General features: G+C 72.6%; 25 protein-coding genes. 17 read left to right on the top strand and 8 right to left on the bottom strand.

Going from position 1 to position 23,586, the window contains the following annotated elements:
- Positions 1-35 precede the first annotated feature (35 nt).
- Both C2L59_RS38890 and C2L59_RS38885 read left to right on the top strand, forming a co-directional pair.
- Complete coding sequence (locus tag C2L59_RS38890) at positions 36-791, top strand: YebC/PmpR family DNA-binding transcriptional regulator (protein ID WP_013227126.1); 756 nt, start codon at positions 36-38, stop codon at positions 789-791.
- 157 nt (positions 792-948) lie between these two features.
- Positions 949-1,500: a DUF4262 domain-containing protein gene (locus C2L59_RS38885; RefSeq protein WP_199199527.1), complete on the top strand. Its 552-nt coding sequence runs from the start codon at positions 949-951 to the stop codon at positions 1,498-1,500.
- Here C2L59_RS38885 and C2L59_RS38880 read toward each other — a convergent pair.
- A complete protein-coding gene (locus C2L59_RS38880; protein WP_103354597.1) occupies positions 1,497-1,937 on the bottom strand; it encodes a cupin domain-containing protein in 441 nt (146 codons plus the stop codon). The two genes, C2L59_RS38885 and C2L59_RS38880, sit on opposite strands and share 4 nt — an antisense overlap.
- A 75-nt stretch (positions 1,938-2,012) precedes the next feature.
- Between C2L59_RS38880 and ruvC the strand changes: the two genes are divergently transcribed.
- The 8 genes from ruvC to C2L59_RS38840 all read left to right on the top strand — a co-directional run bounded on the left by ruvC (position 2,013) and on the right by C2L59_RS38840 (position 11,037).
- Positions 2,013-2,597 carry a crossover junction endodeoxyribonuclease RuvC gene (gene ruvC, locus C2L59_RS38875; protein WP_103354596.1) on the top strand — a complete coding sequence of 195 codons (585 nt, stop codon included), beginning with the start codon at positions 2,013-2,015 and terminating at the stop codon, positions 2,595-2,597.
- Complete coding sequence (gene ruvA / locus C2L59_RS38870; protein WP_103354595.1) at positions 2,594-3,190, top strand: Holliday junction branch migration protein RuvA; 597 nt, start codon at positions 2,594-2,596, stop codon at positions 3,188-3,190. The genes ruvC and ruvA overlap by 4 nt, the downstream gene beginning before the upstream one ends.
- Positions 3,191-3,198: 8 nt before the next feature.
- The gene (ruvB, locus tag C2L59_RS38865; RefSeq protein ID WP_199199525.1) at positions 3,199-4,266 is read left to right on the top strand and encodes a Holliday junction branch migration DNA helicase RuvB; all 1,068 of its coding nucleotides are present in this window, start codon (positions 3,199-3,201) and stop codon (positions 4,264-4,266) included.
- A gap of 135 nt (positions 4,267-4,401) precedes the next feature.
- Positions 4,402-4,809, top strand: coding sequence for a preprotein translocase subunit YajC (gene yajC, locus C2L59_RS38860; protein WP_199199516.1), 408 nt, complete (start codon positions 4,402-4,404; stop codon positions 4,807-4,809).
- 217 nt (positions 4,810-5,026) lie between these two features.
- Positions 5,027-6,826 carry a protein translocase subunit SecD gene (gene secD, locus C2L59_RS38855; protein WP_199199508.1) on the top strand — a complete coding sequence of 600 codons (1,800 nt, stop codon included), beginning with the start codon at positions 5,027-5,029 and terminating at the stop codon, positions 6,824-6,826.
- Between the two features lies 1 nt (position 6,827).
- Positions 6,828-8,045 (top strand): protein translocase subunit SecF, encoded by a 1,218-nt coding sequence (gene secF / locus C2L59_RS38850; RefSeq protein WP_103354593.1) that lies wholly within the window; start codon positions 6,828-6,830, stop codon positions 8,043-8,045.
- A 1-nt stretch (position 8,046) separates the two neighbouring features.
- Entirely contained in the window at positions 8,047-8,565 is a 519-nt protein-coding gene (locus C2L59_RS38845; protein WP_103354592.1) for an adenine phosphoribosyltransferase, read from the top strand.
- 117 nt (positions 8,566-8,682) lie between these two features.
- The gene (locus C2L59_RS38840) at positions 8,683-11,037 is read left to right on the top strand and encodes a bifunctional (p)ppGpp synthetase/guanosine-3',5'-bis(diphosphate) 3'-pyrophosphohydrolase (RefSeq protein WP_103354591.1); all 2,355 of its coding nucleotides are present in this window, start codon (positions 8,683-8,685) and stop codon (positions 11,035-11,037) included.
- Here the strand turns inward: C2L59_RS38840 and C2L59_RS38835 are convergent.
- Positions 11,013-12,299, bottom strand: a complete 1,287-nt coding sequence (locus C2L59_RS38835; RefSeq protein WP_103354590.1) for an amidohydrolase family protein — start codon at positions 12,297-12,299, stop codon at positions 11,013-11,015. The genes C2L59_RS38840 and C2L59_RS38835 overlap by 25 nt on opposite strands.
- 53 nt (positions 12,300-12,352) lie before the next feature.
- Here C2L59_RS38835 and C2L59_RS38830 point away from each other — a divergent pair, with 53 nt between their 5' ends.
- Entirely contained in the window at positions 12,353-12,787 is a 435-nt protein-coding gene (locus C2L59_RS38830) for a MarR family winged helix-turn-helix transcriptional regulator (protein WP_103354589.1), read from the top strand.
- On the opposite strand, the gene C2L59_RS38825 is transcribed toward C2L59_RS38830, so the two are convergent.
- Complete coding sequence (locus C2L59_RS38825) at positions 12,784-13,185, bottom strand: DUF1304 domain-containing protein (protein ID WP_103354588.1); 402 nt, start codon at positions 13,183-13,185, stop codon at positions 12,784-12,786. The genes C2L59_RS38830 and C2L59_RS38825 overlap by 4 nt on opposite strands.
- A gap of 217 nt (positions 13,186-13,402) precedes the next feature.
- Between C2L59_RS38825 and C2L59_RS38815 the strand changes: the two genes are divergently transcribed.
- The 3 genes from C2L59_RS38815 (at position 13,403) to C2L59_RS38805 (ending at position 16,528) form a co-directional block, all read left to right on the top strand.
- Positions 13,403-14,416, top strand: coding sequence for a helix-turn-helix transcriptional regulator (locus tag C2L59_RS38815; RefSeq protein ID WP_103354587.1), 1,014 nt, complete (start codon positions 13,403-13,405; stop codon positions 14,414-14,416).
- A gap of 127 nt (positions 14,417-14,543) precedes the next feature.
- Positions 14,544-16,196, top strand: coding sequence for a hypothetical protein (locus tag C2L59_RS38810; RefSeq protein WP_146060486.1), 1,653 nt, complete (start codon positions 14,544-14,546; stop codon positions 16,194-16,196).
- On the top strand, positions 16,196-16,528 hold the full coding sequence (locus C2L59_RS38805) for a hypothetical protein (protein ID WP_103354585.1): 333 nt from the start codon (positions 16,196-16,198) through the stop codon (positions 16,526-16,528). The genes C2L59_RS38810 and C2L59_RS38805 overlap by 1 nt, the downstream gene beginning before the upstream one ends.
- On the opposite strand, the gene C2L59_RS38800 is transcribed toward C2L59_RS38805, so the two are convergent.
- On the bottom strand, positions 16,525-17,358 hold the full coding sequence (locus C2L59_RS38800) for an alpha/beta fold hydrolase (RefSeq protein WP_103354584.1): 834 nt from the start codon (positions 17,356-17,358) through the stop codon (positions 16,525-16,527). The genes C2L59_RS38805 and C2L59_RS38800 overlap by 4 nt on opposite strands.
- Before the next feature lie 73 nt (positions 17,359-17,431).
- Between C2L59_RS38800 and C2L59_RS38795 the strand changes: the two genes are divergently transcribed.
- Positions 17,432-18,211, top strand: a complete 780-nt coding sequence (locus tag C2L59_RS38795) for an enoyl-CoA hydratase/isomerase family protein (protein WP_199199506.1) — start codon at positions 17,432-17,434, stop codon at positions 18,209-18,211.
- Between the two features lie 4 nt (positions 18,212-18,215).
- Here the strand turns inward: C2L59_RS38795 and C2L59_RS38790 are convergent, their stop codons facing one another.
- The 3 genes from C2L59_RS38790 to C2L59_RS38780 form a co-directional block, all read right to left on the bottom strand.
- The gene (locus tag C2L59_RS38790) at positions 18,216-18,779 is read right to left on the bottom strand and encodes a hypothetical protein (RefSeq protein WP_103354582.1); all 564 of its coding nucleotides are present in this window, start codon (positions 18,777-18,779) and stop codon (positions 18,216-18,218) included.
- A 117-nt stretch (positions 18,780-18,896) separates the two neighbouring features.
- Positions 18,897-19,685, bottom strand: a complete 789-nt coding sequence (locus C2L59_RS38785) for a LysM peptidoglycan-binding domain-containing protein (protein WP_103354581.1) — start codon at positions 19,683-19,685, stop codon at positions 18,897-18,899.
- Positions 19,686-19,913: 228 nt separating this feature from the next.
- Positions 19,914-20,789, bottom strand: a complete 876-nt coding sequence (locus C2L59_RS38780; RefSeq protein ID WP_103354580.1) for a peptidylprolyl isomerase — start codon at positions 20,787-20,789, stop codon at positions 19,914-19,916.
- Between the two features lie 148 nt (positions 20,790-20,937).
- Here C2L59_RS38780 and C2L59_RS38775 point away from each other — a divergent pair, with 148 nt between their 5' ends.
- Together C2L59_RS38775 and C2L59_RS38770 are read left to right on the top strand one after the other, a co-directional pair.
- Positions 20,938-21,510, top strand: a complete 573-nt coding sequence (locus tag C2L59_RS38775) for an MBL fold metallo-hydrolase (RefSeq protein WP_103354579.1) — start codon at positions 20,938-20,940, stop codon at positions 21,508-21,510.
- A complete protein-coding gene (locus C2L59_RS38770) occupies positions 21,507-22,136 on the top strand; it encodes a hypothetical protein (RefSeq protein ID WP_103354578.1) in 630 nt (209 codons plus the stop codon). Before C2L59_RS38775 ends, C2L59_RS38770 begins: the two co-directional genes overlap by 4 nt.
- On the opposite strand, the gene C2L59_RS38765 is transcribed toward C2L59_RS38770, so the two are convergent.
- The coding region (locus tag C2L59_RS38765; protein ID WP_233223928.1) for a YibE/F family protein at positions 22,108-23,586 on the bottom strand (1,479 nt) is incomplete at its 5' end. The genes C2L59_RS38770 and C2L59_RS38765 overlap by 29 nt on opposite strands.

Here is a 23,586-nt window from a genome sequence, read left to right as displayed (position 1 = left end):
GTGCCCGGCCGGGGTACGGAACAGATGGAGGAGAGATGAGCGGCCACTCCAAGTGGGCCACCACGAAGCACAAGAAGGCCAACCTCGACGCGAAGCGCGGCAAGCTCTTCGCGCGGTTGATCAAGAACATCGAGGTGGCCGCCCGCACGGGCACCGGTGGTGGCGACCCGGACGGCAACCCCACGCTCTACGACGCCATCCAGAAGGCGAAGAAGAACTCGGTCCCGCAGGACAACATCGAGCGCGCCCGCAAGCGCGGTGCCGGTGAAGAGGCCGGGGGCGCCGACTGGCAGGACATCACGTACGAGGGGTACGGCCCCAACGGCGTGGCGGTGCTGATCGAGTGCCTCACCGACAACAAGAACCGCGCCGCGATGGAGGTCCGCACCGCGCTCACGCGCAACAACGGCTCCCTCGCCGACCCGGGGTCGGTCGCCTACATGTTCAACCGCAAGGGCGTGGTGATCATGCCGAAGGGCGACGCCACCGAGGACGACGTCCTCATGGCGGTGCTCGACGCCGGCGCCGAAGAGGTCAACGACCTCGACGAGAGCTTCGAAATCGTCTGCGAGGGCGGCGACCTGGTGCCGGTGCGCAAGGCGCTCCAGGAGGCCGGGTTCGAGTACGAGTCGGCGGAGCTCACCTTCCTCCCGACGGTCAACGTCCCCCTGGACGTCGACGGCGCGAAGAAGGTTTTCAAGCTGATCGACGCCCTCGAGGACTGCGACGACGTCCAGAACGTCTACGCGAACTTCGATGTCTCCGACGAGGTGCTCGCCGAAGTCGGCTGACGACGTCCAGAACGTCTACGCACGGCGTGGCATTCCACGTTTCCGACGAGGTGCTCGCCGAAGTCGGCTGACTCTACCCTTATGCCGCAGCGCTTTCGGGCCCGGGCCGGAAACTTTCCGGCCCGGGCCCTGGGCTGCGGCGGGCTCGTCAGGCAGAATGTGCGCCGTGACCTCGACGACCCCCGCCGCTGCCGCCGACATCACCGCCGAGCTGTCCGCGGAAGAACTGCGCCTCATCGAATGGATCGAGGGGCAGGCGAAGGACCGCGGCAACGCCGTCATCGACGTCGCCGGTGACGACGAGGGCGCCGGCTACTGCTTCACCGCCTGCGCCTGGGCGCTGCACAACGTGCCCGAGGCCGTCGTGGTCGGGCTGCCCGTGCAGATGGGGCCCGTCCTGCTCGACGCCTACGTCGACCGGGCCGCCAACGGCGAAATCTTCGAGGTCGGCCGCCGCTACGACGACTTCTTCGAGGGCGTCCCGGTGGTCCTGGAGCGGGTCGCCAAGGGGCACTACCCCGAGTACTTCGGCACGGCGTTCCTCATCTACCCGGACGGCGACTTCCCGGCCCTGCAGCTGATCGTGGCCACGCCCGAGGGCAAGTTCCCGTGGCACCCGGACGCGCCCGAGGGCTTCGCGCGGTGGCAGCCGGTGCTGACCGAAAGCGGCCGCCCCGAAAGCTGGACCCCCGGCGTCGACGGCCCCTAGAACTTCCGCAGGTCGGCGGCCGCTTCCGGGTACCGCAGCGCCAGGTCCGCCGCGGCCGCGAACTCCACGCACTCGTCGGTGTAGGGCGGCACGACGACCGTCCCCAGCAGGCTCCACGCCCCGCGCGTGACGGTGGCCTGCCACGTCCCCGCGGGCACCACGACCTGCGGCCGTTCCCCGGCGGCGACGTCGGTCCCGAGCACCGGCCGCTCGACCGAGCCGTCCGGGTGCAGCAGCAGCATCTCCGCCGGCGCGCCGGCGTGGTGGGCGTAGACCTCGACGCGGTCCAGCCGGTGCGGCGCGGAGGACTCGGGCGCGACGAGCAGGTAGTAGATCGCCGAGCCGGCCTCCGACCGCCAGCTCTGCGCCCACCGCCCCCCTTCCACGGGCAGCGGCCGAAGGTCCAGGTGGGTGACGAAATCCGACGGCTCCGGCATGTCACCCATCCTGCCGCAGACCTGCCCAGTAGCCTGCAACCTCGAACTGGTGTTCGCGGCGGGAAGGAAGAACGGGTGCGGGTGCTCGGGGTCGACCCCGGTCTGACCAGGTGCGGCCTCGGGGTGGTCGACGGCGGCAGGGGCCGGGCCGTCCGCTGCGTCGCCGTCGACGTGGTGCGGACGCCGCCGGACGCCGATCTGGCGCACCGCCTGCTCGGCATCTCCGACGAGGTCGAGCGGTGGATGGACCGGTACCGGCCGCAGGCCGTGGCGGTCGAGCGCGTCTTCGCCCAGCACAACGTCCGGACCGCGATGGGCACCGCGCAGGCCGGCGGCGTGGTCGCGCTCGCCGCCGCCCGCCGCGGGCTGCCCGTCGTGTTCCACACCCCGAGCGAGGTCAAGGCCGCCGTCAGCGGGTCCGGCCGGGCGGACAAGGCCCAGGTCACCGCCATGGTGATGCGCCTGCTCAACCTCGAGGTCGCGCCCCACCCGGCCGACGCCGCGGACGCCCTCGCCCTGGCCATCTGCCACCTCTGGCGGGAGCCGATGCGGGCCCGGCTGGCCGAGGCCGAAGCCCGGGCGGCCGAGATGGCCCGCACGCACAAGGCCCGCCTCGCCGCGGCCGCGAAACAAGCCAAGAACCCAGGAGCAGCACGATGATCTCGTCGGTACGCGGAGAAGTCCTCATCGTCGGCCTCGACCACGTGGTGGTCGAGGTCGGCGGGGTCGGCTTCGCCGTGCAGGCCACCCCGGCGACCCTCGCCACGCTGCGCCGCGGCGAAGAGGCCCGCCTGCACACCGCGCTGATCGTGCGCGAGGACTCGCTGACCCTGTTCGGCTTCGCCGACGCCGACGCGCGCGAGCTGTTCGGCCTGCTGCAGACGGTGTCCGGGATCGGGCCGCGGCTCGCGCTGGCCACCCTCGCCGTGCTGGACCCGGACAAGCTGCGGGGCGCGCTGGTGGAAGGCAACATCACCGTGCTCACCTCGGTGCCCGGCATCGGCCGCAAGGGCGCCGAACGGCTCACCCTCGAACTGCGCGACAAGGTCACCGCGCTCGGCGGCACCGGCGACGCGCCGGCCGTGACCGCGCCCGGCGCCCTGCGCGCCGAGGTCGTCGAGGCGCTGGCCGGGCTCGGCTTTCCGGCCAAGCAGGCCGAGCAGGCGGTCGACAAGGTGCTCGCCGACGGTGACGGCCACACGACGCCCGGCGTCCTGCGGGCCGCGCTGGCCACCCTCGGCCGGAAGCGGTAGGCGCGGGCATGGAGTATGAAGCCGTGGAGGATGACGAAGCCCTCTCGGCGTGGGCCCAGACCGGCGAGGAGAACGTCGAGGGCACCCTGCGGCCGCGCAAGCTCGACGAGTTCGTCGGCCAGCCGCGCGTGCGGGAGCAGCTGGAGCTGGTGCTGGAAAGCGCGCGCCGGCGCGGCGTGCCGCCGGACCACGTCCTGCTGTCCGGGCCACCCGGCCTGGGCAAGACGTCGATGGCGATGATCGTCGCCGCCGAGCTGGGCGCGGCCATCCGGATCACCTCGGGTCCCGCCCTGGAACGCGCCGGCGACCTCGCCGCGATGCTGTCCAACCTCGCCCCCGGCGACGTCCTCTTCATCGACGAGATCCACCGGATCGCCCGCCCCGCCGAGGAGATGCTCTACCTGGCGATGGAGGACTTCCGGGTCGACGTCGTGGTCGGCAAGGGCCCGGGCGCGACCAGCATCCCCCTGGAGATCGCGCCGTTCACGCTGGTCGGCGCGACCACCCGGTCCGGTTCGCTGACCGGCCCGCTGCGCGACCGGTTCGGCTTCACCGGCCAGATGGAGTTCTACACCGACGCCGAGCTGGAGCTGGTCGTCCGCCGCGCGGCGACCATCCTCGACATCCCGATCGACCGCGACGGCTGCGCGGAGATCGCCGGCCGCTCGCGGGGCACCCCCCGGATTGCGAACCGGCTGCTGCGGCGCGTCCGCGACTACGCCGAGGTGCGCGCCGACGGCAAGGTGACCCTCGAGGTCGCCCGGGCCGCGCTGGCCGTCTACGACGTCGACGAGCTCGGCCTCGACCGCCTCGACCGGGCCGTGCTCACCGCGCTGACCAGGTCGTTCGGCGGCGGGCCGGTCGGCATTTCGACGCTGGCGGTGGCCGTGGGGGAGGAGGCGACCACCGTGGAAGAGGTCTGCGAGCCCTACCTGGTGCGCGCCGGTATGCTCGCCCGCACCCCGCGCGGCCGCGTCGCGACCGCGACCGCGTGGGAACACCTCGGCATGGTGCCGCCCGCGGACCTCCCGGGGCGCCCGGACCAGGGCGGGCCGTCGCCGTTCGAGCAGGACTGAGTTCAAACAGGAGCGGGCGGCCGGAACCGGCGGGTGGGTGCTGGCGTCCGCGCTGGTACCTGGCACACTTGACCGGAGCACATACCCAAAAACCGGACATTTCGGCTGGGCCCGGTGTCCGTCGAACGGAGAATCATGCAACAGCTATTGCTGCCCCTGCTGCTCGTGCTCGTCCTCGCCGTGCCGCTGGTGATGAGCACGCGCAAGCAGAAGAAGCAGCAGGCCGCGCAGCAGGATCTGCAGAGCAGCCTGGCGCCCGGTGACCGCGTGATGACCACTTCCGGTCTCTACGGCACCGTCGCGGACACGTCCGGTGACACCACGATCGACATCGAGATCGCGCCCGGCGTCGTCACCACCTGGCTGCGGCTCGCGGTCCGCGAGAAGGTCGAGCCGGTCGTCGAGACCGAGGAGGACGCCGCCGACGAGGCGGTGGCCCCCGTCGAGGAGCCGTCGATCATCGAGTCGGGCGCCGGCGTCAAGGCCGACGAGCCGCAGACCACCGCCCAGGTGGCGCCGCCGCTGGAGCACGGCAAGAAGTAGCCGTCCGCGGCACTCCTGGGCCGGGCGGGATTCCCGACGAAAGTCGGTACGGCCTCGCACGCCGGGCTCACGCAGCACCGAGTACTGTCTCGGTGCTGCGTGCGTGTCCGCCGTCATACCCGTGCCCGGGAGTGAATCGCACACAGTCCCTCCCGGTAACCCTCCGGGCGGGCACCGCAACGTTGGGGTCCACCCCGTCCGAGGAGACCGAAGCACCGTGGCAGCTTCCGCCGGGCATCTCCGCCCGGGACGCTATCTCGCCCTGTTCGCCCTGATCGTGATCGTCTTGTACGCGCTGGTGTTCCTCACCGGCAACCACAAGCCGACCCCGAAGCTGGGCATCGACCTGCAGGGCGGCACCCGGGTCACGCTCACCGCCCGCACTCCCGACGGCGGCCAGCCGACCCGCGAGTCCCTGAACCAGGCGCGCCAGATCATCGAGCGGCGCGTCAACGGGATCGGCGTCAGCGGCACCGAGGTCCTCCTCGACGGCAACAACGTCGTCATCACGGTCCCGGGTGAGCAGGGCGACCAGGCGAAGAACCTGGGCAAGACCGCGAAGCTCGGCTTCCGGAAGGTCGTCGCGAACGCCACCCAGCCGGTGGTGCCGCCGCAGACGACCACCCCGCCGCCGGCCACCGGCACCCCGACCTCGGGCGCGCCGGCCTCGACGCCGCCGTCCTCGGGCGCTCCCGTGGCTTCCTCCGGCGCCCCGAGCTCGACCAAGTCCGGTGGCGGTGGCGCCCCGGGTGCCGCGCCCGCGCAGCAGCAGAGCAGCACGCCGGCCGCGCCGAGCAGCAGCGCCACGCCGCCGCCCGCCGCCACCCCGGCGCCGGCCCCCGCGGACGGTTCGGTCGACGCGCAGACCGCGCAGCAGATCCAGGCCGCCAAGGCGGTCCGCCAGAACCCGCAGCTCATCGGGGCCGACGGCCAGCCGAACCAGGAGCTCGTCGCCAAGGCGATGGCGTCGCTGACCTGCGCGCCGAACGCCAAGGACGCCCTCGAAGGCAACGACGACCCGAAGCTGCCGCTGGTCGCCTGCGGTGACCACAACACCTACAAGTACCTGCTGGAGCCGGAGTTCCTGCCGGGCACCGAGATCGCCGACTCGACCTCGGGCTACGACCAGCAGCGCGGCCAGTGGGTGGTGAACCTCAGCTTCAAGAGCGAGGGCACCAAGACCTGGGCGGACTTCACGTCGAAGAACACCGGCCAGCAGGCCGCGTTCGTGCTCGACACGCAGGTCGTGTCCGCGCCGAACATCCAGGTGGCCATCCTCGACGGCAACACCCAGATCACCGGCAAGTTCACCCAGTCCGAGGCGAAGGACCTCTCGGACATCCTCAAGTACGGCTCGCTGCCGCTGTCGTTCGCCTCTTCGGACGCGACCACGGTGTCGGCGACCCTCGGCCTGGCCTCGCTGCAGGCCGGCCTGATCGCCGGCGGCATCGGCCTGCTGGTGGTGTTCATCTACTGCCTGTTCTACTACCGCCTGCTCGGCGTGCTCACCATCCTGTCGCTGGCCCTGTCCGGCGCGCTGGTGTTCGCGGTGCTGGTGCTGCTCGGCCGCTGGATCGGCTACACGCTGGACCTCGCGGGCATCGCCGGCCTGATCATCGCCATCGGCATCACGGCCGACTCGTTCGTCATCTACTTCGAACGGCTCAAGGACGAGATCCGGGAGGGCCGGTCGTTCCGGTCCGCGGTGCCGCGCGGCTGGGTCCGCGCCCGGCGCACCATCCTGGCGTCCGACGCGGTGAGCTTCCTGGCCGCGGCGATCCTGTACGTCATCGCGGTCGGCGACGTCCAGGGCTTCGCGTTCACCCTGGGCATGTCCACCGTGCTCGACCTGGTCGTCGTGTACCTCGTGACGCACCCGCTGGTGGCCATGGTGTCCACGTCGAAGAACGCGTTCCTGTCCAATCCGAGGCACCTGGGTCTCGGCGCCGTGCAGCAAGTGGGTTCGCAGCGTAAGAAGTCGACCACGGTCGGCCGCGCGAACGTGAAGGAGGCCTGACGTGGGGGTCGAAGGACTGGGCACGGACGCCGACGGCGACGCCAAGGTCGCGGCGAAGCCCGGCAAGAAGGAAAGCGTCTTCCACCGGCTGTACGTCGGCACCGGCGCGTTCGACGTCGTCGGCAAGCGCAAGCGCTGGTACATCTTCTTCACGGGGCTGGTGCTCGTCTGCCTCGCCTCGATGATCTTCCGCGGCTTCAACCTCGGCATCGAGTTCGAAGGCGGCACGCAGCTCCAGATGCCGGCCGACGGCATCCACGGCGTGATCACCGAGGAGCAGGCCAAGGAGTCGTTCCAGAAGGCGCTGGGCCGCCCGGCCGCGGAGGCGCAGAAGGTCGGCACCGGCAACGCGGCGACCATCCAGATCCGCACCGACACGCTGAACGCGGCCGACGTCGCCAAGCTGAAGCAGGGCCTGGTCGCCGACCTGGGCCCGAAGGGCACCAACGGCCAGCCCAGCGTCCAGGCCATCTCCGACAGCGCGGTGAGCGCGTCGTGGGGCGGGGAGATCTCGCAGAAGGCGCTGATCGCGCTCGGCGTGTTCCTCGTCGCGGTCGTTATCTTCCTGGCGATCTACTTCGACGGGCGGATGGCGCTGGCGGCCCTGATCTCGCTGCTGCACGACATCTTCGTCACCGCGGGCGTGTACTCGCTGGTCGGCTTCGAGGTCACCCCGGCGACCGTCATCGGCCTGCTGACCATCCTCGGGTTCTCGCTGTACGACACGGTGGTGGTGTTCGACAAGGTCCGCGAGAACACCCGCGGCCTGCTCGGCCTGACCCGCCGCACGTACGGCGAGGCCGCGAACCTCGCGCTGAACCAGACCCTGATGCGGTCGTTCAACACGGCGTTCATCGCGCTGCTGCCGATCCTCGGCCTGCTGATCGTCGGGTACGTGCTGCTCGGCTCGGGCACGCTGCAGGACCTCGCGCTGGTGCAGCTCACCGGTACCCTCGTCGGCGTCCTGTCGTCGGTCGCACTGGCGACGCCGCTGCTGGTCGACTTCAAGATGCGCGACCCGAAGTACGCGCAGCAGGCCGAGCGCGTCCGCCAGCGTCGCGCCGGCCAGGAGCGCAAGGCGGCGGCGGGCGAGGACTTCGACGCCTCGGACGACGACGCCCTGGCGAAGGAACTGCGCAAGGAGAAGGCGTACGCGGCCGCGTCCAGCGTCCCCGCCCGGATCCAGAAGCAGCGCCCGGCCGGGAAGCGGAAGCGCTGACGTGCAGCTCGACGACGCCCTCGGCCTGATCGCCGAGGTGCCGGACTTCCCCGAGCCCGGCGTGCTGTTCCGCGACCTGAGCCCGCTCTTCGCGGACGCGGGTGCGTTCAAAGCGGTGACCGACGCGCTGGCGGGCACGCTCGACGCGAAAGTCGAGCTGCTCGCCGGCGTGGAGGCCCGCGGGTTCCTCCTCGCCGCGGCCGTCGGGTACGCCCGCGGCCTGGGCGTGGTCCTGATCCGCAAGCCCGGCAAGCTGCCGGCCGTGGCGGGCCGCGTCGACTACGCCCTGGAGTACGGCACCGCGACGGTGGAGCTCCCGGCCGGCGTGGTCCGGCCGGGCCACCGCATCGCGGTCCTCGACGACGTCCTGGCCACGGGCGGCACGGTGGCGGCCACGGGCAAGCTCCTGGAGGACGCGGGCGCGGTGGTCGACAGCGTGTCGGTGGTCCTGGAACTGGCCGCCCTCGGCGGCCGCCGGATCCTCGGCGACCGCAAGGTCCACGCCCTGCAGGTCTGCTGAGCGGAGAACGGCTGGTGGCGGCGGCCACATCCCCCTGAACGGGCGCACCCGACAAGGCTGCGAGGCGCAACGGCTACTCTGGTGGTCCGAAGGCCGCACGAGCAGCAGGAGGTGCGGGTGAGCCAGGAGCTCGACGCCGCGGTGCCCGCGAAGCAGGGTGCCCAGCAGAACGGGCAGGCGGCGGCACAGCCCGCGTCGCCGAAGCCGAACGGCGCGGCGCCGAACCCGTCCGCGACCCGCCGCGTCCGGGCCCGCCTCGCCCGGCGGATCACCGCCCAGCGCGCCGCCCCGGTCAAGCAGGTCCTCGAACCCCTGGCCGTCATCCACCGCGAGCTCCACCCCAACGGCGACCTCGGCCTGCTCCAGCGCGCCTACGACGTCGCCGAGGAGCTGCACCGCAACCAGCGGCGCAAGTCCGGCGACCCGTACATCACCCACCCGCTGGCCGTCGCCACCATCCTCGCCGAGCTGGGCATGGACACGACCACGCTCGTCGCGGCGCTGCTGCACGACACGGTCGAGGACACCGGCTACGCCGTCGAGAGCCTGAAGGCCGACTTCGGCGACAAGGTCGCCGAGCTGGTCGACGGCGTCACGAAGCTGGACAAGGTGCAGCTCGGCTCCTCCGCCGAGGCCGAGACCATCCGCAAGATGGTCATCGCGATGGCCAAGGATCCCCGGGTGCTGGTCATCAAGCTCGCCGACCGGCTGCACAACATGCGCACCATGCGTTTCCTGCCGCCGGAGAAGCAGGCCCGCAAGGCCCGCGAGACTCTCGAAGTCCTCGCGCCGCTGGCCCACCGGCTCGGCATGGCCACGGTCAAGTGGGAGCTGGAGGACCTGGCGTTCGCCATCCTGCAGCCCAAGAAGTACGACGAGATCGTCCGCCTGGTCGCCGACCGCGCGCCCTCGCGCGACATCTACCTGCGCTCGGTCATCACCGATCTGACCAGCAACCTCGTCTCCTCGCGGATCACCGCGAAGGTCGAGGGCCGGCCGAAGCACTACTACTCGATCCACCAGAAGATGATCGTCCGCGGCCGCGACCTGGACGACATCCACGACCTGGTCGGCGTCCGGATCCTGGTCGAGGACGTCCGCGACTGCTACGCGGCGATGGGTGTCGTGCACGCGCTGTGGCAGCCGGTGCCCGGCCGGTTCAAGGACTACATCGCCCAGCCGCGGTTCGGCGTCTACCAGTCGCTGCACACGACGGTGATCGGCCCGGACGGCAAGCCCCTCGAAGTGCAGATCCGCACCTACGAGATGCACCGCACCGCCGAGTACGGCATCGCCGCGCACTGGCGGTACAAGGAAACCAAGGGCACGCACAACGGCAACGCGATGGACGTCGACGAGATGGCGTGGATGCGCCAGCTCCTCGACTGGCAGCGCGAGGCGGCGGACCCGGGCGACTTCCTCGAGTCCCTGCGCTACGAGCTGGCCTCGCGCGAGATCTTCGTGTTCACGCCGAAGGGCGACGTGATCACGTTGCCGGTCGAGTCGACGCCGGTGGACTTCGCCTACGCCGTGCACACCGAGGTCGGCCACCGCTGCATCGGCGCGCGCGTCAACGGCCGCCTGGTCGCGCTCGAGCGCAAGCTGGAGAACGGCGAAGTCGTCGAAATCTTCACGTCGAAGGCGGAGAACGCCGGCCCGTCGCGCGACTGGCTGCAGTTCGCCGGCTCGCCGAAGGCCCGCGCGAAGATCCGGCAGTGGTTCGCCAAGGAACGCCGCGACGAGGCGATCGAAGGCGGCAAGGAAGCCATCACCAAGGAGATCCGCAAGGTCGGCCTGCCGATCCAGCGGCTCGTCTCCGCGGAGTCGATGGGCGCGGTCGCCACCGAGCTGCGGCACGCCGACATCTCGTCGCTGTACGCGGCGGTCGGCGAGGGCCACACCAGCGCGAAGCACGTCGTCCAGCGGCTGGTCGCGCTGATCGGCGGGGTCGACGCGGCGGAGGAGGAGCTCGCCGAGCGCGCGACGCCGTCCACGGTGACCCGCCGCCGCGGCTCCAACGACGTCGGCGTGGTGGTCAAGGGCGCCAGCGACGTCTGGGCGAAGCTCGCCCGCTGCTGCACCCCGGTGCCGGGCGACGAGATCCTCGGGTTCGTCACCCGCGGCGGTGGCGTTTCGGTGCACCGCACGGACTGCACGAACGCCGGCGACCTGCAGTCCCAGCCCGACCGGCTGGTCGAGGTCGAGTGGGCGCCTTCGGCGTCCTCGGTGTTCCTGGTGGCCATCCAGGTCGAGGCGCTCGACCGGCACCGGCTGCTTTCGGACGTGACCAAGGTGCTGGCCGACGAGAAGGTCAACATCCTGTCGGCCTCGGTGACGACGTCCCGGGACAGGGTCGCGGTCAGCCGCTTCTCGTTCGAGATGGGCGACCCGAAGCACCTCGGCCACGTCCTCAAGGTGGTCCGCGGCGTGGAAGGCGTCTACGACGTCTACCGCGTGACGTCGGCTTCCTGAGGTTGCCACGACCCGTCGACGGCGATACCCGCGGCCGCGGCGATCCGGTCGCGGGAGGCGAGCAGCCGGGCGCGCAGCGACGGCAGGTCCACGCCGAGCAGCCGGCCGTGGCGCTTGACCGCCCTCCCGGCGACGAAGACGCTGTCGACCAGGCCGGGGTGCCCGGCGCTGACGAGGGTGCCGGCCGGATCGCCCACCGGGAAGACCGCCGGGTCCTCGGCGTCGAGCAGGACGAGGTCGGCGTCCTTGCCCACGGTCAGGCTGCCGGTCCGGTCGCCGCGCCCGCAGGCCCGGGCGCCGTCGATCGTGGCGAACCCGAGGACGTCCCGCGCCGTGACCGCGCGCTCGACGGCGATCGCCGTGCGCATGGCGCCGAACAGGTCGCCACCGGCCGACGGGCAGTCGTCGACCGACAGCGACGGCCGGATCCCGGCGGCCAGCGCCCGCCCGGTGATCGGCGGCTCGAAGCCCATCTTCAGCTCGACGTCCGGGCTGATCGACACCGAGCCGCCCGCGTCGGCCAGCATGGCGAGCTGGTCGTCGGAGAGGCCGTTGCCGTGCACGACGGTCGTGCGGTCGTCGAGCAGCCCGCGCTCGTGCATCCCCGCGAGCGGGCGGTCGCCGTGCGGCCAGCCGCCGGTCCCGTGGACGTGCATGCTCACCGGCAGCCCGAGTTCCCGCGCCAGCGCAACATCCGCCGCGGTTTCGTCCATCGTGGAGATGACCGGTCCGCGCAGGCCCAGCGCCATTTCGTCGCCGGGCAGCAGAGCTCGCACCCGCCGGATCTCCGGCGCGATGCCGGGCCCGTCGGCGCCGTAACAGAAGATCGAGTGGCCGGGCGCGTCCCGCAGGGCCTGGATCGCGGCGTCGGCGTGCTCCGGGCTCCGGGCGCAGTGGAACCAGTCGAGCATCGTCGTGACGCCCGAGTTCAGGGCTTCGAGGCGGCCGGACAGATTGCCCAGGTAGACGTCCTCCGGGCGGTAGTGCGGCTTGAGCGTGCCGTGCACGGCGACGCGGTACTGGCCGAACGTCCAGCGCGCGCCGAGGCCGCGAAACGCGGTCTGCCAGGTGTGCCGATGGGTGTCGACGAAACCGGGCAGGACGAGCATGCCCGAGGCGTCGACGACCTCGGCCCCGGCCGCGTCGATGCCCGGCGCGACCGCGGCGATCCGGCCGTCCCGGATGAGCACGTCACCGCGGGGGAGCGTCCCGGCCGCCGAATCCATGCTGACCACCGTGCCGCCGCGTACGAGCGTGTCCATGGTTGTCCTTTCCCCAAGAGTTGATACGTCAACTCTAGCCTAGACTGAGGGTCATGGCGGACATGAGCCCCGAGGACTGGGCGTTCTGGGACACCTGGATGCGCGCGCAGCGCCTGCTCCTCCGCGAGCTCGACCGTGGCCTCCAGCGCGACTGCGGCATCTCGAAGGCCGAGTTCAGCGTGCTGGTGGCGTTGCGCCGCCCGATGCGCGTCGGCGAGCTGGCCGACGCGCTCGGCTGGGAGAAGAGCCGCGTCTCCCACCTGCTGACCCGCATGGAGAAGCGCGGCCTGGTCGCCCGGACCGAGGACGGCGCGGGCGGCCGGCGCACGGGAATCGAGCTGACGGCCGAAGGCCGCCGCCTGGCGGAGAGCGCAACCCGGGCCCACGGCGCCAACGTTCGGCGGCACGTCCTCGACCGGCTGACGCCGGAGCAGGCCGAGGTCATCCGGGGCTGGAGCGAGCAGGTCGTCGGTCGCCTCGACGGCTAGCACAGCGCGGCGAGCAGCGCGCCCAGTGCCGGGCGGGCCTGGGCCAGCGCGCCGGTGCGGCCGGCGCCGCGGGGACGGCTGAGGGCGAGCGCGTCCGACACGCCGAGCGCGATCCCCGCCAGCAGCATGAATCCGCAGCAGTAGAGCACCAGCGCGCGGCCCGCGTCGGCGTGGCCGGTGTGCAGCAGGGCGAGCCCCGTGGCCGGGCCGGCCGCGAGGAACAGGTTGTCGAAGCCGACGTTGGACGACCACAGCCGGGTGGCCGGCAGGTCGGCCGCCGGGATGCGGAAGATGCCCTCGTGCACGCCGGGCCGCTCGAACAGAAGTACCTCCCAGGTGAACGCGAGCACGTGCACCAGCACCGCCACCACGGCGAGGACCTGCGCGACGGCGTTCACGGCACGAGCTCGATGCCGTCTCGAAGAGCTCGTAGGCGCCGCCGGTGTCCTCCGCGCCGGCCTTGACGGTGATCCGGGCGTCGGAGGTGTCGAGTTCCGGGCCTTCGCCCGGGGCGGTGAAGTGGGTCTGGACGACGACGGTAGGAACCCCGGCGCCGCGGCGACATCCCGGAAAAGCGGGATACCGGCGCCGCAGCGGGCGGCGCATACTGCGTCCATGTGGGAGGGCCGGGCCGAGGCGGTGCGCCGGGACGTCGCCGCGCTGGCGGCGGCGGGCCTCGGCGTCGCCGAGCTGCACGCCGCCGCCATCGAGCTGGTCGAGCGCGTGGTGCCCGCCGACCTCACGTGTTGGGCTTCGCTGGACCCGGACACCGCGGTGATCAGCTCGATGACCAGTGGCCGGGCCCGCGTCCCCGGCGCGTACGAGCCGCTGCTGGCGACCTGCGAATACGACGGCGCCCAGCCGCACACCTTCGCCGAGCTGGCCCGGCGGCCGGTGCCCGTGGCGCGGCTGTCGGACCTGCCCCGCCGGGTCGTCGAACGCAGCGGCCGGTTCGCCGACGTCTGGCGGCCGCTGGGGCTCGGCCACGAGCTGCGCGTGGTGTTCCGGGTCGACGGCACGTCGTGGGGCGCCGCCGGCCTGGTGCGCCGGGGCGAGTTCGGCGACCGCGAGGGGGAGTTCCTGACGTCCGCCGCGCCGGCGCTGGCGGCCGCGACGCGGGTGGCCGCGCGCATCCGCGGCGCGGGGGAGCGGGCCGAGCCGGCGGTCGTGGTGGCCGGCCCGGACGGCCGGGAGCGGACGGCCACCGCGGCGTGGCGGTCCGAACTGGACGAGATCGCGCCGGGTCGGTTCGCGGTGCTGCTGCGCGCGGTGGTGACCGGGGCCCGCGCGGCGGCGACGGGCAGCTTCCGCGCCCGCGTCCGCGACGCCCGCGGCGGGTGGATCGTGTGGCACGCCGGCCGGTTGGTGGCCGGGGAGGACGACGGCGAGACGGTCGTGACGGTCGGCCGCGCGTCAAGCATCGAGCTGCTGGGCGTGCTGCTCGCCGCCTACGGCCTCACCGCCCGGGAGCGCGACGTCTGCCGCGAGGTGCCGGCCGGAAGGTCCACTGTGGACATCGCGGGCCGGTCGGCCAGCTCGGCGCACACGGTCCAGGACCACCTGACGTCGGTGTTCGGCAAGGTGGGGGTGCGCAGCCGGGGCGAGCTGACCGCGACGCTGCTGTCCTGACCGTCCGCGTGCCGGAATTGCGGCAATTGCCGTCCCGCTTCCCGAGTCCTGCATGATACCGTCCGCAGCTTGCGGGGGAGCGCGCTGCCCGGTGGCCGGGGTCCCCGACCCGACGGAGGGGGCCGGCATGGCCGACGACACGACCCGTTACCTGTGCGCCGCGTCCTACCTCGATCCCGGGTACGGCAAGCGGGCGATCACCGAATTCCTCGTCGAGCCGACCCGGCCGGTCCCGCCGTCGCCGGGCCTCGACGCGGGCCGCGTGCTCACCGAGGCCGTGCGGGCACGGGCGCGGCGGAAGACCTACGACGGTGCGCTCGTCGTGCTGATGGCCGTCGTCATCGGGCTGATGTGGGACAACCCGTTGCTGTACGGCTGGATCGTGCTGTCGGTGCTGCTCGTCATCGCGCGGGCGGGGAGGAACGCCGCCGCTTCGCCGGAGAAACCCTTCAACACCAGGACGCTGGTCGCGCTCGGCGTCGCCGTGATGATCGCCGTGGTGCTGCTGGCGAACGCGGACGAGCTGTTCGGCACCCGGTCGTCCCGCTACTACGACGACTACGGCTACGAAGACGAGTCATCGGACGGGGACACCGCCCGGACGGTCATCGGCATCCTGCTCGCGGTGGCCGTGCTCGTGCTCGTGACGATCGAGCGCTGGACCCTGTGGAACCTGCTGACGACCCGCTTCAAGCGCCTCGCCGAACCGACGGACGGCGGCGGCCGGCTCACCGGGCTGCTGACCGAAGACTTCCGCGACCAGCTCGTCCGCTACCGCGAAGACGACGGGCCCGCCGACGCGCCGGGCGCCCCCTTGGTGGTCTACCGCGGCTACAACCCGTTCGTGGGCGCCGGGTTCCGGCGTGACGCGTGGTCGATGGCCATTCCGCTGGAGCGGCTGGAAGACGGCGAAGGCCGGCCGGAGCTCACCACCGAAGCGCTGTACGACGGGATCCGCGTGGCGGTCGAGAACCTGCGGCACGCGACCGCGCTGTCGCCCGCCCACCGGCTGGGCGGGCTGACCGTGACCGAGGGCGTGTTCACCCCGGCCACCGAGCTCATCGACCACCTGGGAGAGCCGGAAGCCGAGGCGTACCTGCCGGACATCGAGCTGCCGCCGCTCACCCGGCTCACCGCGGCCGAGGTCGCCCGGCTGCGGACCGAGCCGAAGGAGTGGGCGCGCTACTACCTCTGCTTCCAGGTGGAAACCTGGGACCGCGACCTGGTCCTCACCACGTTCCTGCACGTCGCCGTGGACGACACGACGTTGTACGTCGAGTGGACGCCGTTCGTGCTCCCGCCGATCCGGGCGGAGTACCGCGTGGTGGACAAGATGCGGCCGGACTCGCTGCGCCCGCTCGGCCAGGGACTGCAGGCGTGGCTGGAAATGCCGGCGAGCCTGCCGGGCCGGATCGCCCACCTCGGGTCGTGGATCCGGCAGCCCAAGCGCGAGCCGGGCGTCCTCGACCCGGACCGCTACGGCGCCGCGAGCACCCTGCGGGAACTCGCGTCGGTGAACCGGTTCGCCGACTACTTCCAGCTCGTCGACATCGTGCGGTACGAGAAGATCATCGAAAGCCGGCTCCTGCCCGCCGTCGGCAAGCGCCTCGGCGACGCGGGGTTCTCGACGGCGAAGTTCGAGGAGCAGGCGGCGGTCGTGATCAACAACGACGTCACCATCCGGGGCGACAACCGCGCCCCGATCACCCAGACCGGGCAGCAGGGCCGGCACCCGCGCCCGCCCGCGGCGCCCGGCCGCCCGGCCAGGACGGAGACCTGATGGGACACCGGATCACGAACAAGGTCAGCATCGGCGGCGACAACGCCGGCGACATCACCCAGACCGGCATCGAAGCCGGCGGCGACGTGGCTTCGCTGCTGGCGCTGGTCGACCGGCTGGCCGCCGAGGTGCGCGGCCAGGACCTGGCCAAGCAGGAGGTGCTGGCGGACACGCTGACCGACCTGGCGGCCGACCTGCGCGCGGGTGACGCCGCGGAGCCGGCGGTGGTGCGCAGCCGCTGGGAGAAGGTCAAGGGCCTGCTGGGCGGGGTGGCTCAGTTCTCGGAACTGGTCGCCAAGATCTCCGACCAGGTGCAGAAGATCTTCGGCTAGAGGAACTTCCGCAGCAGGGCGTTCACCTCGGCCGGCCGTTCCATCGACGGCAGGTGGCCGGTGTCGGCGAGCTCGACGAGTTCCGCGTGCGGCAACGATTCCGCCAGGTGCGTGGACAGCTCCACCAGCCCGCGCGCGTCCGCCGTCCCGATCACCACCAGGGCGGGCGTGGTGATCTCGGCGAGCCGGTGCCGGGTGTCCGGGATCCGTTCCGTCCACTGTGGAGCCGTCCAGTCGTGCCGGTACACCTGTTCGCACATCTCCCGCACCAGCGCGAGCATTTCCGCCGGCAGCACCGAGACGTCGCGCCCGGAGCCGGCGACGAGGTACCGGATGTTGGCCTCCGCCATGGCCCGCACGTCCGCCGGATCGACGTCACCCTCGCGGGCGCGGTAGCGGTCGAGGCGGCCGGCGGGCAGGATTTCCGCCGTCACCGCCGCGATGTCCGCCTGCATGTGGTCCGGCCACGCGTGCCCGGTGAGCCCGGAACCGAGCAGCACCAGCCGGGTGATCCGCTCCGGCGCGGCCAGGGCGGCGTCCAGCGCGCACGCCCCGCCCATCGACGCCCCGACCAGCGCGGCCTGCTCGATCCCTCGGGCGTCGAGCAGGGCCAGCAGGTCCTCGTAGTGGGCGTGTTCGCCGGTTTCGCCGCCGGTTTCGCCGAACCCGCGGCGGTCGTAGCGGATCACCCGGTGGCCGCCGGCGAGCTCGGTGAACTGCGCGTCCCACATCCGCCGGTCGCCGATGGCGGCGTGCAGCAGCACGACCGCGGGCCCCTCACCTTCTTCGTCGTAGCCGAACGCCGTCCCGTCCATCTCGATCGTCGCCATGGCCCCAAGCTAGCGGCACGACCGCGTCACACACCCCCGGTTTCGCTGAGGGCGAGCGGCTAGGGTGCGGTTCATGACCGACGGATTCCACCTGACGCGCGACGGCGAAGCCGCCCGCCTGACGCTGACCCGGCCGGAAAAGATGAACGCCATCACCTACGGCATGTGGTCGGCGATCCCGGACGTCGTGGCCGAGGTGGAGGCCGATCCGGCGCTCAAGGTGCTGGTGATCGCCGGCGCCGGGAAGCACTTCTCCGCCGGTGCCGACATCAGCGAGTTCGGGGACCTGCGCACCACGGCGGACGGCGCGGCGAGCTACGACAAGGCCGTCGCCGGCGCGGTCGCCGCGCTGACCGCGATGCGCAAGCCGTCGATCGCAATGGTCCAGGGCAACTGCATCGGCGGCGGCTGCCAGGTCTCGGTCGCCTGCGACTTCCGGTTCGCCGCCGAGGGTTCCCGGTTCGGCATCACCCCGGCGAAGCTCGGCATCGTCTACGACTTCGACTCGACGCGCCAGCTGGTGTCGCTCGTCGGCCCCGCCCACGCCCGGTACTTCCTGCTGTCCGGCGAGCTGATCTCCGCCGGCCGGGCCCGCGAAATCGGCCTGCTCAACGACGTTTTCCCGGCCGATGACCTGGAAGCCTCGACGCTGGCCTTCGCCGAGACGCTGTGCTCGCGCTCCCAGGCGTCGATCCGCGGGATGAACCGGATCATCGAAAAGATCGTCGCCGGGCAGGAAGCCCCGGACGCCGAGGTCGAGGAGATCCGCTCGGACGCCCTGCACGGCGAGGACTACGCGGAGGGCGTCGCCGCGTTCCTCGAGCGCCGCCCGCCGCGCTTCACCTTCCGCTGACCCCTCAGTTCTCCAGGTACGCGTGGAAGTGCCCGGCGACGACGTCGGTGACCCCGGCGGGGTCGAGCCGCCCGTCGATCTCGATGACGCGGATGCCCAGGTCGCGCGCCGCGCGCACGGCGTGGGCGGCGAGCATCCGGTCGCGCGTCAGCCGGGTCCGCTGCTCGGGGATCGCCGGTCCGCCCGGCCGGTGCCGGAGCTGGTGCTGGCGGAACAGCTCGGTCGGCACCAGCACCACCATGCGGCCGGGGGAGTCCACGAGCGGCGCGACCAGCTCCGGCCGCAGTCCCCGCCCTTCGGCGACGATCGGCCGCGGCGACGTCAGGGCGCGCAGGTCGTCGAGCGCGCAGCGGAAGCGGTGCCCGAACTCGGCCATCATCGCGGTCAGCTGGTCGCCGGCCGGGAGGTCGTCCGGCAGCGGGTTGCCGGGGCGCGCGCGGTCGTCGTGGTGGTAGGTCGTCAGGCCGTGCCGCTCGGCCAGCAGCCGGGCGACGGTGGACTTCCCGGTCCAGGGGGCGCCGCCGATCCACAGCGCCTTCTGGAGGGTGCCGAACGGATCCCAGGTCATGAGACGACTATCGCGGGCCCGGCGGCCCGATGGCCAGTGTTCCGGGGCCGGTTGATCCGTTCAGCGCAGAGCCGCCGAGCCGGCCGGAAGCCGTGATCGGCACGCACGCCGCGGGGGTCAGGGCGCGTCGCGCTCGCCGTCGATCACGAGCACGGTGGAGCTGTCCGCGAAGTCCGGCTCCGGGCCGATCCGGAAGGGTAACCGCGAGCCCGGCCGGACCGCGGCGATCACCTGGTTCTCGGCCGCGTCGAGCACGATGATCGCCAGCTCGGTGGTGACGGGCTCGGGCCGCAGGACGACGTCCGGACGCGGTTCGGGAACCACGACCGGCAGCGGCAGGGTGCCGCTCACCGAGCCGGAGCCGAAGTCCTCGTCCGCCGGTTCGGCCGGGGCCGCCGGCCGCGGCCGGCGCCGCCACCAGAGCCCGGCGAGCAGGCCGGTCAGCAGGCCCCCGGTGCCGCTCACGGCCGAAGCGAGCCCGACGCCGAGCCCGGACGGTTCCCCGGCCGGCGCGGGGTTCGCCGCGGGGACGGCGGCCGGCGGCAGCGGGCCGAACTCCACCCCCGGTTCCTGCGCGGCGTCCTCGGGCAGCTGGAGCACCTGACCGGGTTCGATCGCCGTGGGATCGGTGAACGGCGTGCCGTCCGGCCGCAACCGGCCCTGGTTCAGCCGGAAGATCTCCGGGAAGCGCTGTCCGTCGCCGAGCGCGCGTTCGGCGATCTTGAACAGCGTGATGTCGTCGGGGTTGTCGGCGTGCGGCACGATGTAGTACTTCACCGGCGGCGGCGGACCGGCCTGCGCGAACGCGGGACCGCCGGCGAGCACGGCGAAGAGGGCACCGGCGCAGCCGGCCTGGCCGGCCCGCCCGAGAACGCGGCGAACCGCGGGAACCCGGTTTTCGACCATCGTGGGCACCTTCCCCCGGCGACCCGGCGGGTCTCCGGTGTTGCCCTTGACACGGGCCCGGCGCGGCCGGGGTTCAGATCTTGGCCGCGGCCTGGGCCGAAGGCGGTGCGGGAGCCCGCTCAGGGGGCCTGGTGGCTCACGGACGTGCCGAAGGTGGCTCTGCCCGCCGGGCTGACAGCACGAAGCCCGCCAGGGCGTACCTGGCGGGCTTCGTGGCTCGAGCCGAATCTACGAGACCGTGACTCCGGTGAACTTGACCTGCTTGGTCGGCGCTCCGGTGCCGTCCTGCGGGTTCGGGTTCGCGATGCCCGCCTTCGCCACCGCGTCGAGGACCTTCAGGCCGTCGTCGCTGATGCTGCCGAACACCGAGTAGTCCGCCGGGAGGCCGTCGGCGTTGCCGTAGACCATGAAGAACTGGCTGCCGCCGGAGTTCGGGGCCTGCGTCTTCGCCATGGCGAGGATGCCGCGGCCGTACTTGATCTCCGGGAACGCCTCGTCCGGCATCGTGTAGCCCGGGCCGCCCTGGCCGTCCTGGGTCGGGTCACCGGTGGCCGACGGGTCACCGCACTGCAGCATCTGCAGGCCCTCGGTGCCGAGCCGGTGGCACATGGTGTCGTTGTAGAAGTTCTGCTCGGCGAGGCTGACAAAGCTCTGCACCGCGCAGGGGGCGAGCGCCCGGTCGAGCGTCAGCGGGATGTCGCCCGCCGTGCTCTTGAGCGTCACGTTCACCGTGCCGGTCGATGAAACATTCTTGCCGTCGGGCAGGTTCACCTTCTTCGGTGCCTTGCCCGTCGTGTCGGCCTTGAAGTCGCACGTCGTCGGATTCGGCAGCGCCGTCGCCCGCTTCGGCAGCGCGGTGCGCTGCGTCGGGATCTGGAGGTCGGTCGGCGGCGGCGCGGCCGAAGACGACGACGCCGCGGTGTCCGTGCTGTCGCCGCTGTTGGCGCTCACGATCCACACCACGACACCGGCGACGACGAGGACGGCCACGCCGACTACACCAGCCCCGATCATCCGGCGTCGCTTCTGCTGCTCCAATCGGCGCTCGAGCTGCCGCTCGAGCTTGCGCTTCGCAGCTTCGCGGCGCTGCTGGTTGGTCGCCACCCCGTACCCTCCAGGTTTCCGCTCGTGTCACACGTCTGAGGTAGCGGCAGTGTATGGGCACAGCCTGTGAGGACCATGTACAGGGCCCGCTAGTCTCAACCCGATCGTGATCGGCGCCATCCGGCGCGGATGTCCGGGGAGGCGTTCGGTGCTCGTCGTCGGGTTCGGCAGCGGCCCGCTGCAGGCCAACTGCTACCTGCTGGCGGCGGCCGCCGGCGGGCCGTGCGTGGTCGTGGATCCGGGGCAGGAGGTGGCCGCGCCGCTGGCCGCCGCGCTCGGCGAGCACGGCCTGGTCCCGGCGGCGCTGCTGGCCACCCACGGGCACCCCGACCACGTCGCTTCGGCCGCCGCGCTGTCGGCCGAGCACGGCGTCCCGCTGCACCTGCACCCGGCCGACGCGCCTCTCCACGACGGCGACAGCGTCCCGCTGACGTCCGGCACCTTCGCGGGCCTGGACGTCGACGTGCGGCACGTGCCGGGCCACACCCCGGGCTCGGTGGTCATCGCGCTGGAGACGCCCGAGGGCGGCAGGCTCGCGCTGACCGGCGACACGCTGTTCGCCGGCTCGGTCGGCCGCGGGGACGTGGGGGAGGCGCTGCGGAGCCTGCTGGCCGGGTTCCCGGACGACACGGTGGTGCTGCCGGGCCACGGCCCGGCGACGACGATCGGCCGGGAACGCGCGGGCAACCCGTTCCTCGCCGGGACGGGGGCGGGCCGGTGACCGAACGCGTTGCGCTGTTCGAGGAGGACCCGCGCGGCCGCCGTCGCCGCGGGATCTCGGGCCTGATCGGCGTGGTGATCGTCGCCGCGGCGTTCGGCGGGATCGCCGGCCTGATCGGCGGCACGGTGACCGGCCTGGTCGTCGCGCTGGTGATCGCGCTGCCGCTGCTGTACGTGATGGCGGTCAGCATCCGCCGCCGCGTCTGGCTGGAGGGCTCGACGCTGCTGGTGCGCACGTGGGGCCTGCGCCGGGTCGACCTGGTCACGGCCACCCGCCTCGACCTCGTCGTCGGCGACGTCCGGGGCAGCCGCACGGTGAGCCTGCTGGTCAACGCGGGGCAGCGGGGGAAGGTCGCGAAGGTCGACCTCGCGGTGTTCTCCGGGACGGGCGGGCGCGAGCTGGGCATCCTGCAGCTGCGGAAGCTCGCGAACGCGCTGATGAACAACACCGAGGCGAACGGCCTCGTCTTCGGCGAGCTCCTGGTGGCCGAGCTGAAGGCGGAGGCGCGCGGCGCGGGCGTGGCCGAGCGCCCGCTTCACCGGCTGGCGTCGGTGGCGCCGTCGGGCAAGTACGTGCAGCGCTTCGCGATGGAAGCCGTCAGCCGGTTCGTGGCAACGCTGGACTGAGGTGCCCGGCGGGCTCGCGTGAGGCGATCAGGGCGGCCAGGACGGTGGTCACCGGGACGGCCGCGACGATGCCGACGCTGCCGGCGAGCGTGCGGATGATCTCCTGCGCGATGTCCTCGCTGCCGAGCAGCGCGCCGAGCCCGACGCCGGAGATCGACGAGTACAGCAGGACCGGCAGCGCGGCCCCGGCGTAGGCCATCACGAGCGTGTTGACCGCCGAGCCGACGTGGTCCCGGCCGATCCGCAGGCCCGAGTGGTACAGCTCGCGCCAGGTCAGGTCCGGGTTGGCGCGCCGGAGTTCCCAGACCGCGCTGGTCTGGGTGACGGTGACGTCGTCGAGCACGCCGAGCGCCCCGATCACGACGCCGGCGAGCAGCAGCCCGCGCGCGTCGATGCCGTGGCCCAGCGAACCGATCAGGGTCGAGGTGCTGTCGTCGAGGCCGGTCAGCGAGGCGGCGGCGGAGAAGATCGCGGACAGGACGCCGATGAGGGCGAGGCTGACGAGCGTGCCGAGCACGGCCGCGGAGGTCCGCGCGGAGAGGCCGTGGGTCAGGTACAGCGCGATGAACATGATCGCGCCGGCCCCGGCGATGGCCACGACCAGGGGGTTCTCGCCGGCGAGGATGGCCGGGAGGATGAACAGCGCGATGACGACGAAGGACAGCCCGAGCGCGACGAGCGCGGCGATGCCCTGCCAGCGGCCCAGCACGAGCACGGCGACGGCGAAGAGCGCCGCCAGCACGAGCAGCGGGGTCCCGCGCTGGAAGTCGACGAGCTGGAAGCTGGCGGAATCGCCGGCGTCCCCGCCGTTGTAGGCGAGCACGACGGCGTCCCCGGCGGCGAACCGCGGGGTGCTGGGCTCGATGGGCACGGTCAGCCGCAGGGGTTTCCCGGTGGCGGGGCCGTCGGTCATGGTGAGCTCGACGGTCAGGCAGGGTTTCGCGTTCGGGTCGGACTGGTCGCCGACCTGCACCTGCCCCTGCGCGAGGCACGGCCCGGTGGCGGTGGCGCGGATGTCGGCGTGCACGGGCGTGCCCTGGGGGACGACGCTGGTCGGGGAGGCCTTGCCCCAGGGGTAAAGCACGATCATGCCGACGACGGTGGCGAGGGCGAGCGGGGCGAGCAGCCAGATCAAGAGCAGCCGCACACGACGGGACGCGGGGGCGGCGGGGCCGTGGCCGTGTCCATGGCCGTGCCCGTGGCCGGTTTCGGCCAAGGGCTTGGGCCGGGGCCGGGCGGCCTGGCCGTGCCCGTGGCCGGTTTCGGCCAGGGGCTTGCGCCGGGGCCGGGCGGCGGTGTCGGCGGGAAGGGGCTGCGGCCCGGTGTCGCCGCGGCGAGGCGGGGTGGCGGCGCGAGCGGGCTCGGCCGGAACCCGCAGCGATCCGGCGTGGGCGGTGCGCTGGGGGCCGGTGTCAGCTCGGCGGCGGTCGGCGTCGCCCGCGCGGCGGGG

The organism is Amycolatopsis sp. CA-128772 (assembly GCF_002904295.1).
GTDB lineage: Bacteria > Actinomycetota > Actinomycetes > Mycobacteriales > Pseudonocardiaceae > Amycolatopsis.
Note: the sequence above shows the minus strand (reverse complement) of the source record. Positions and strands in the feature narration are given on the sequence as shown.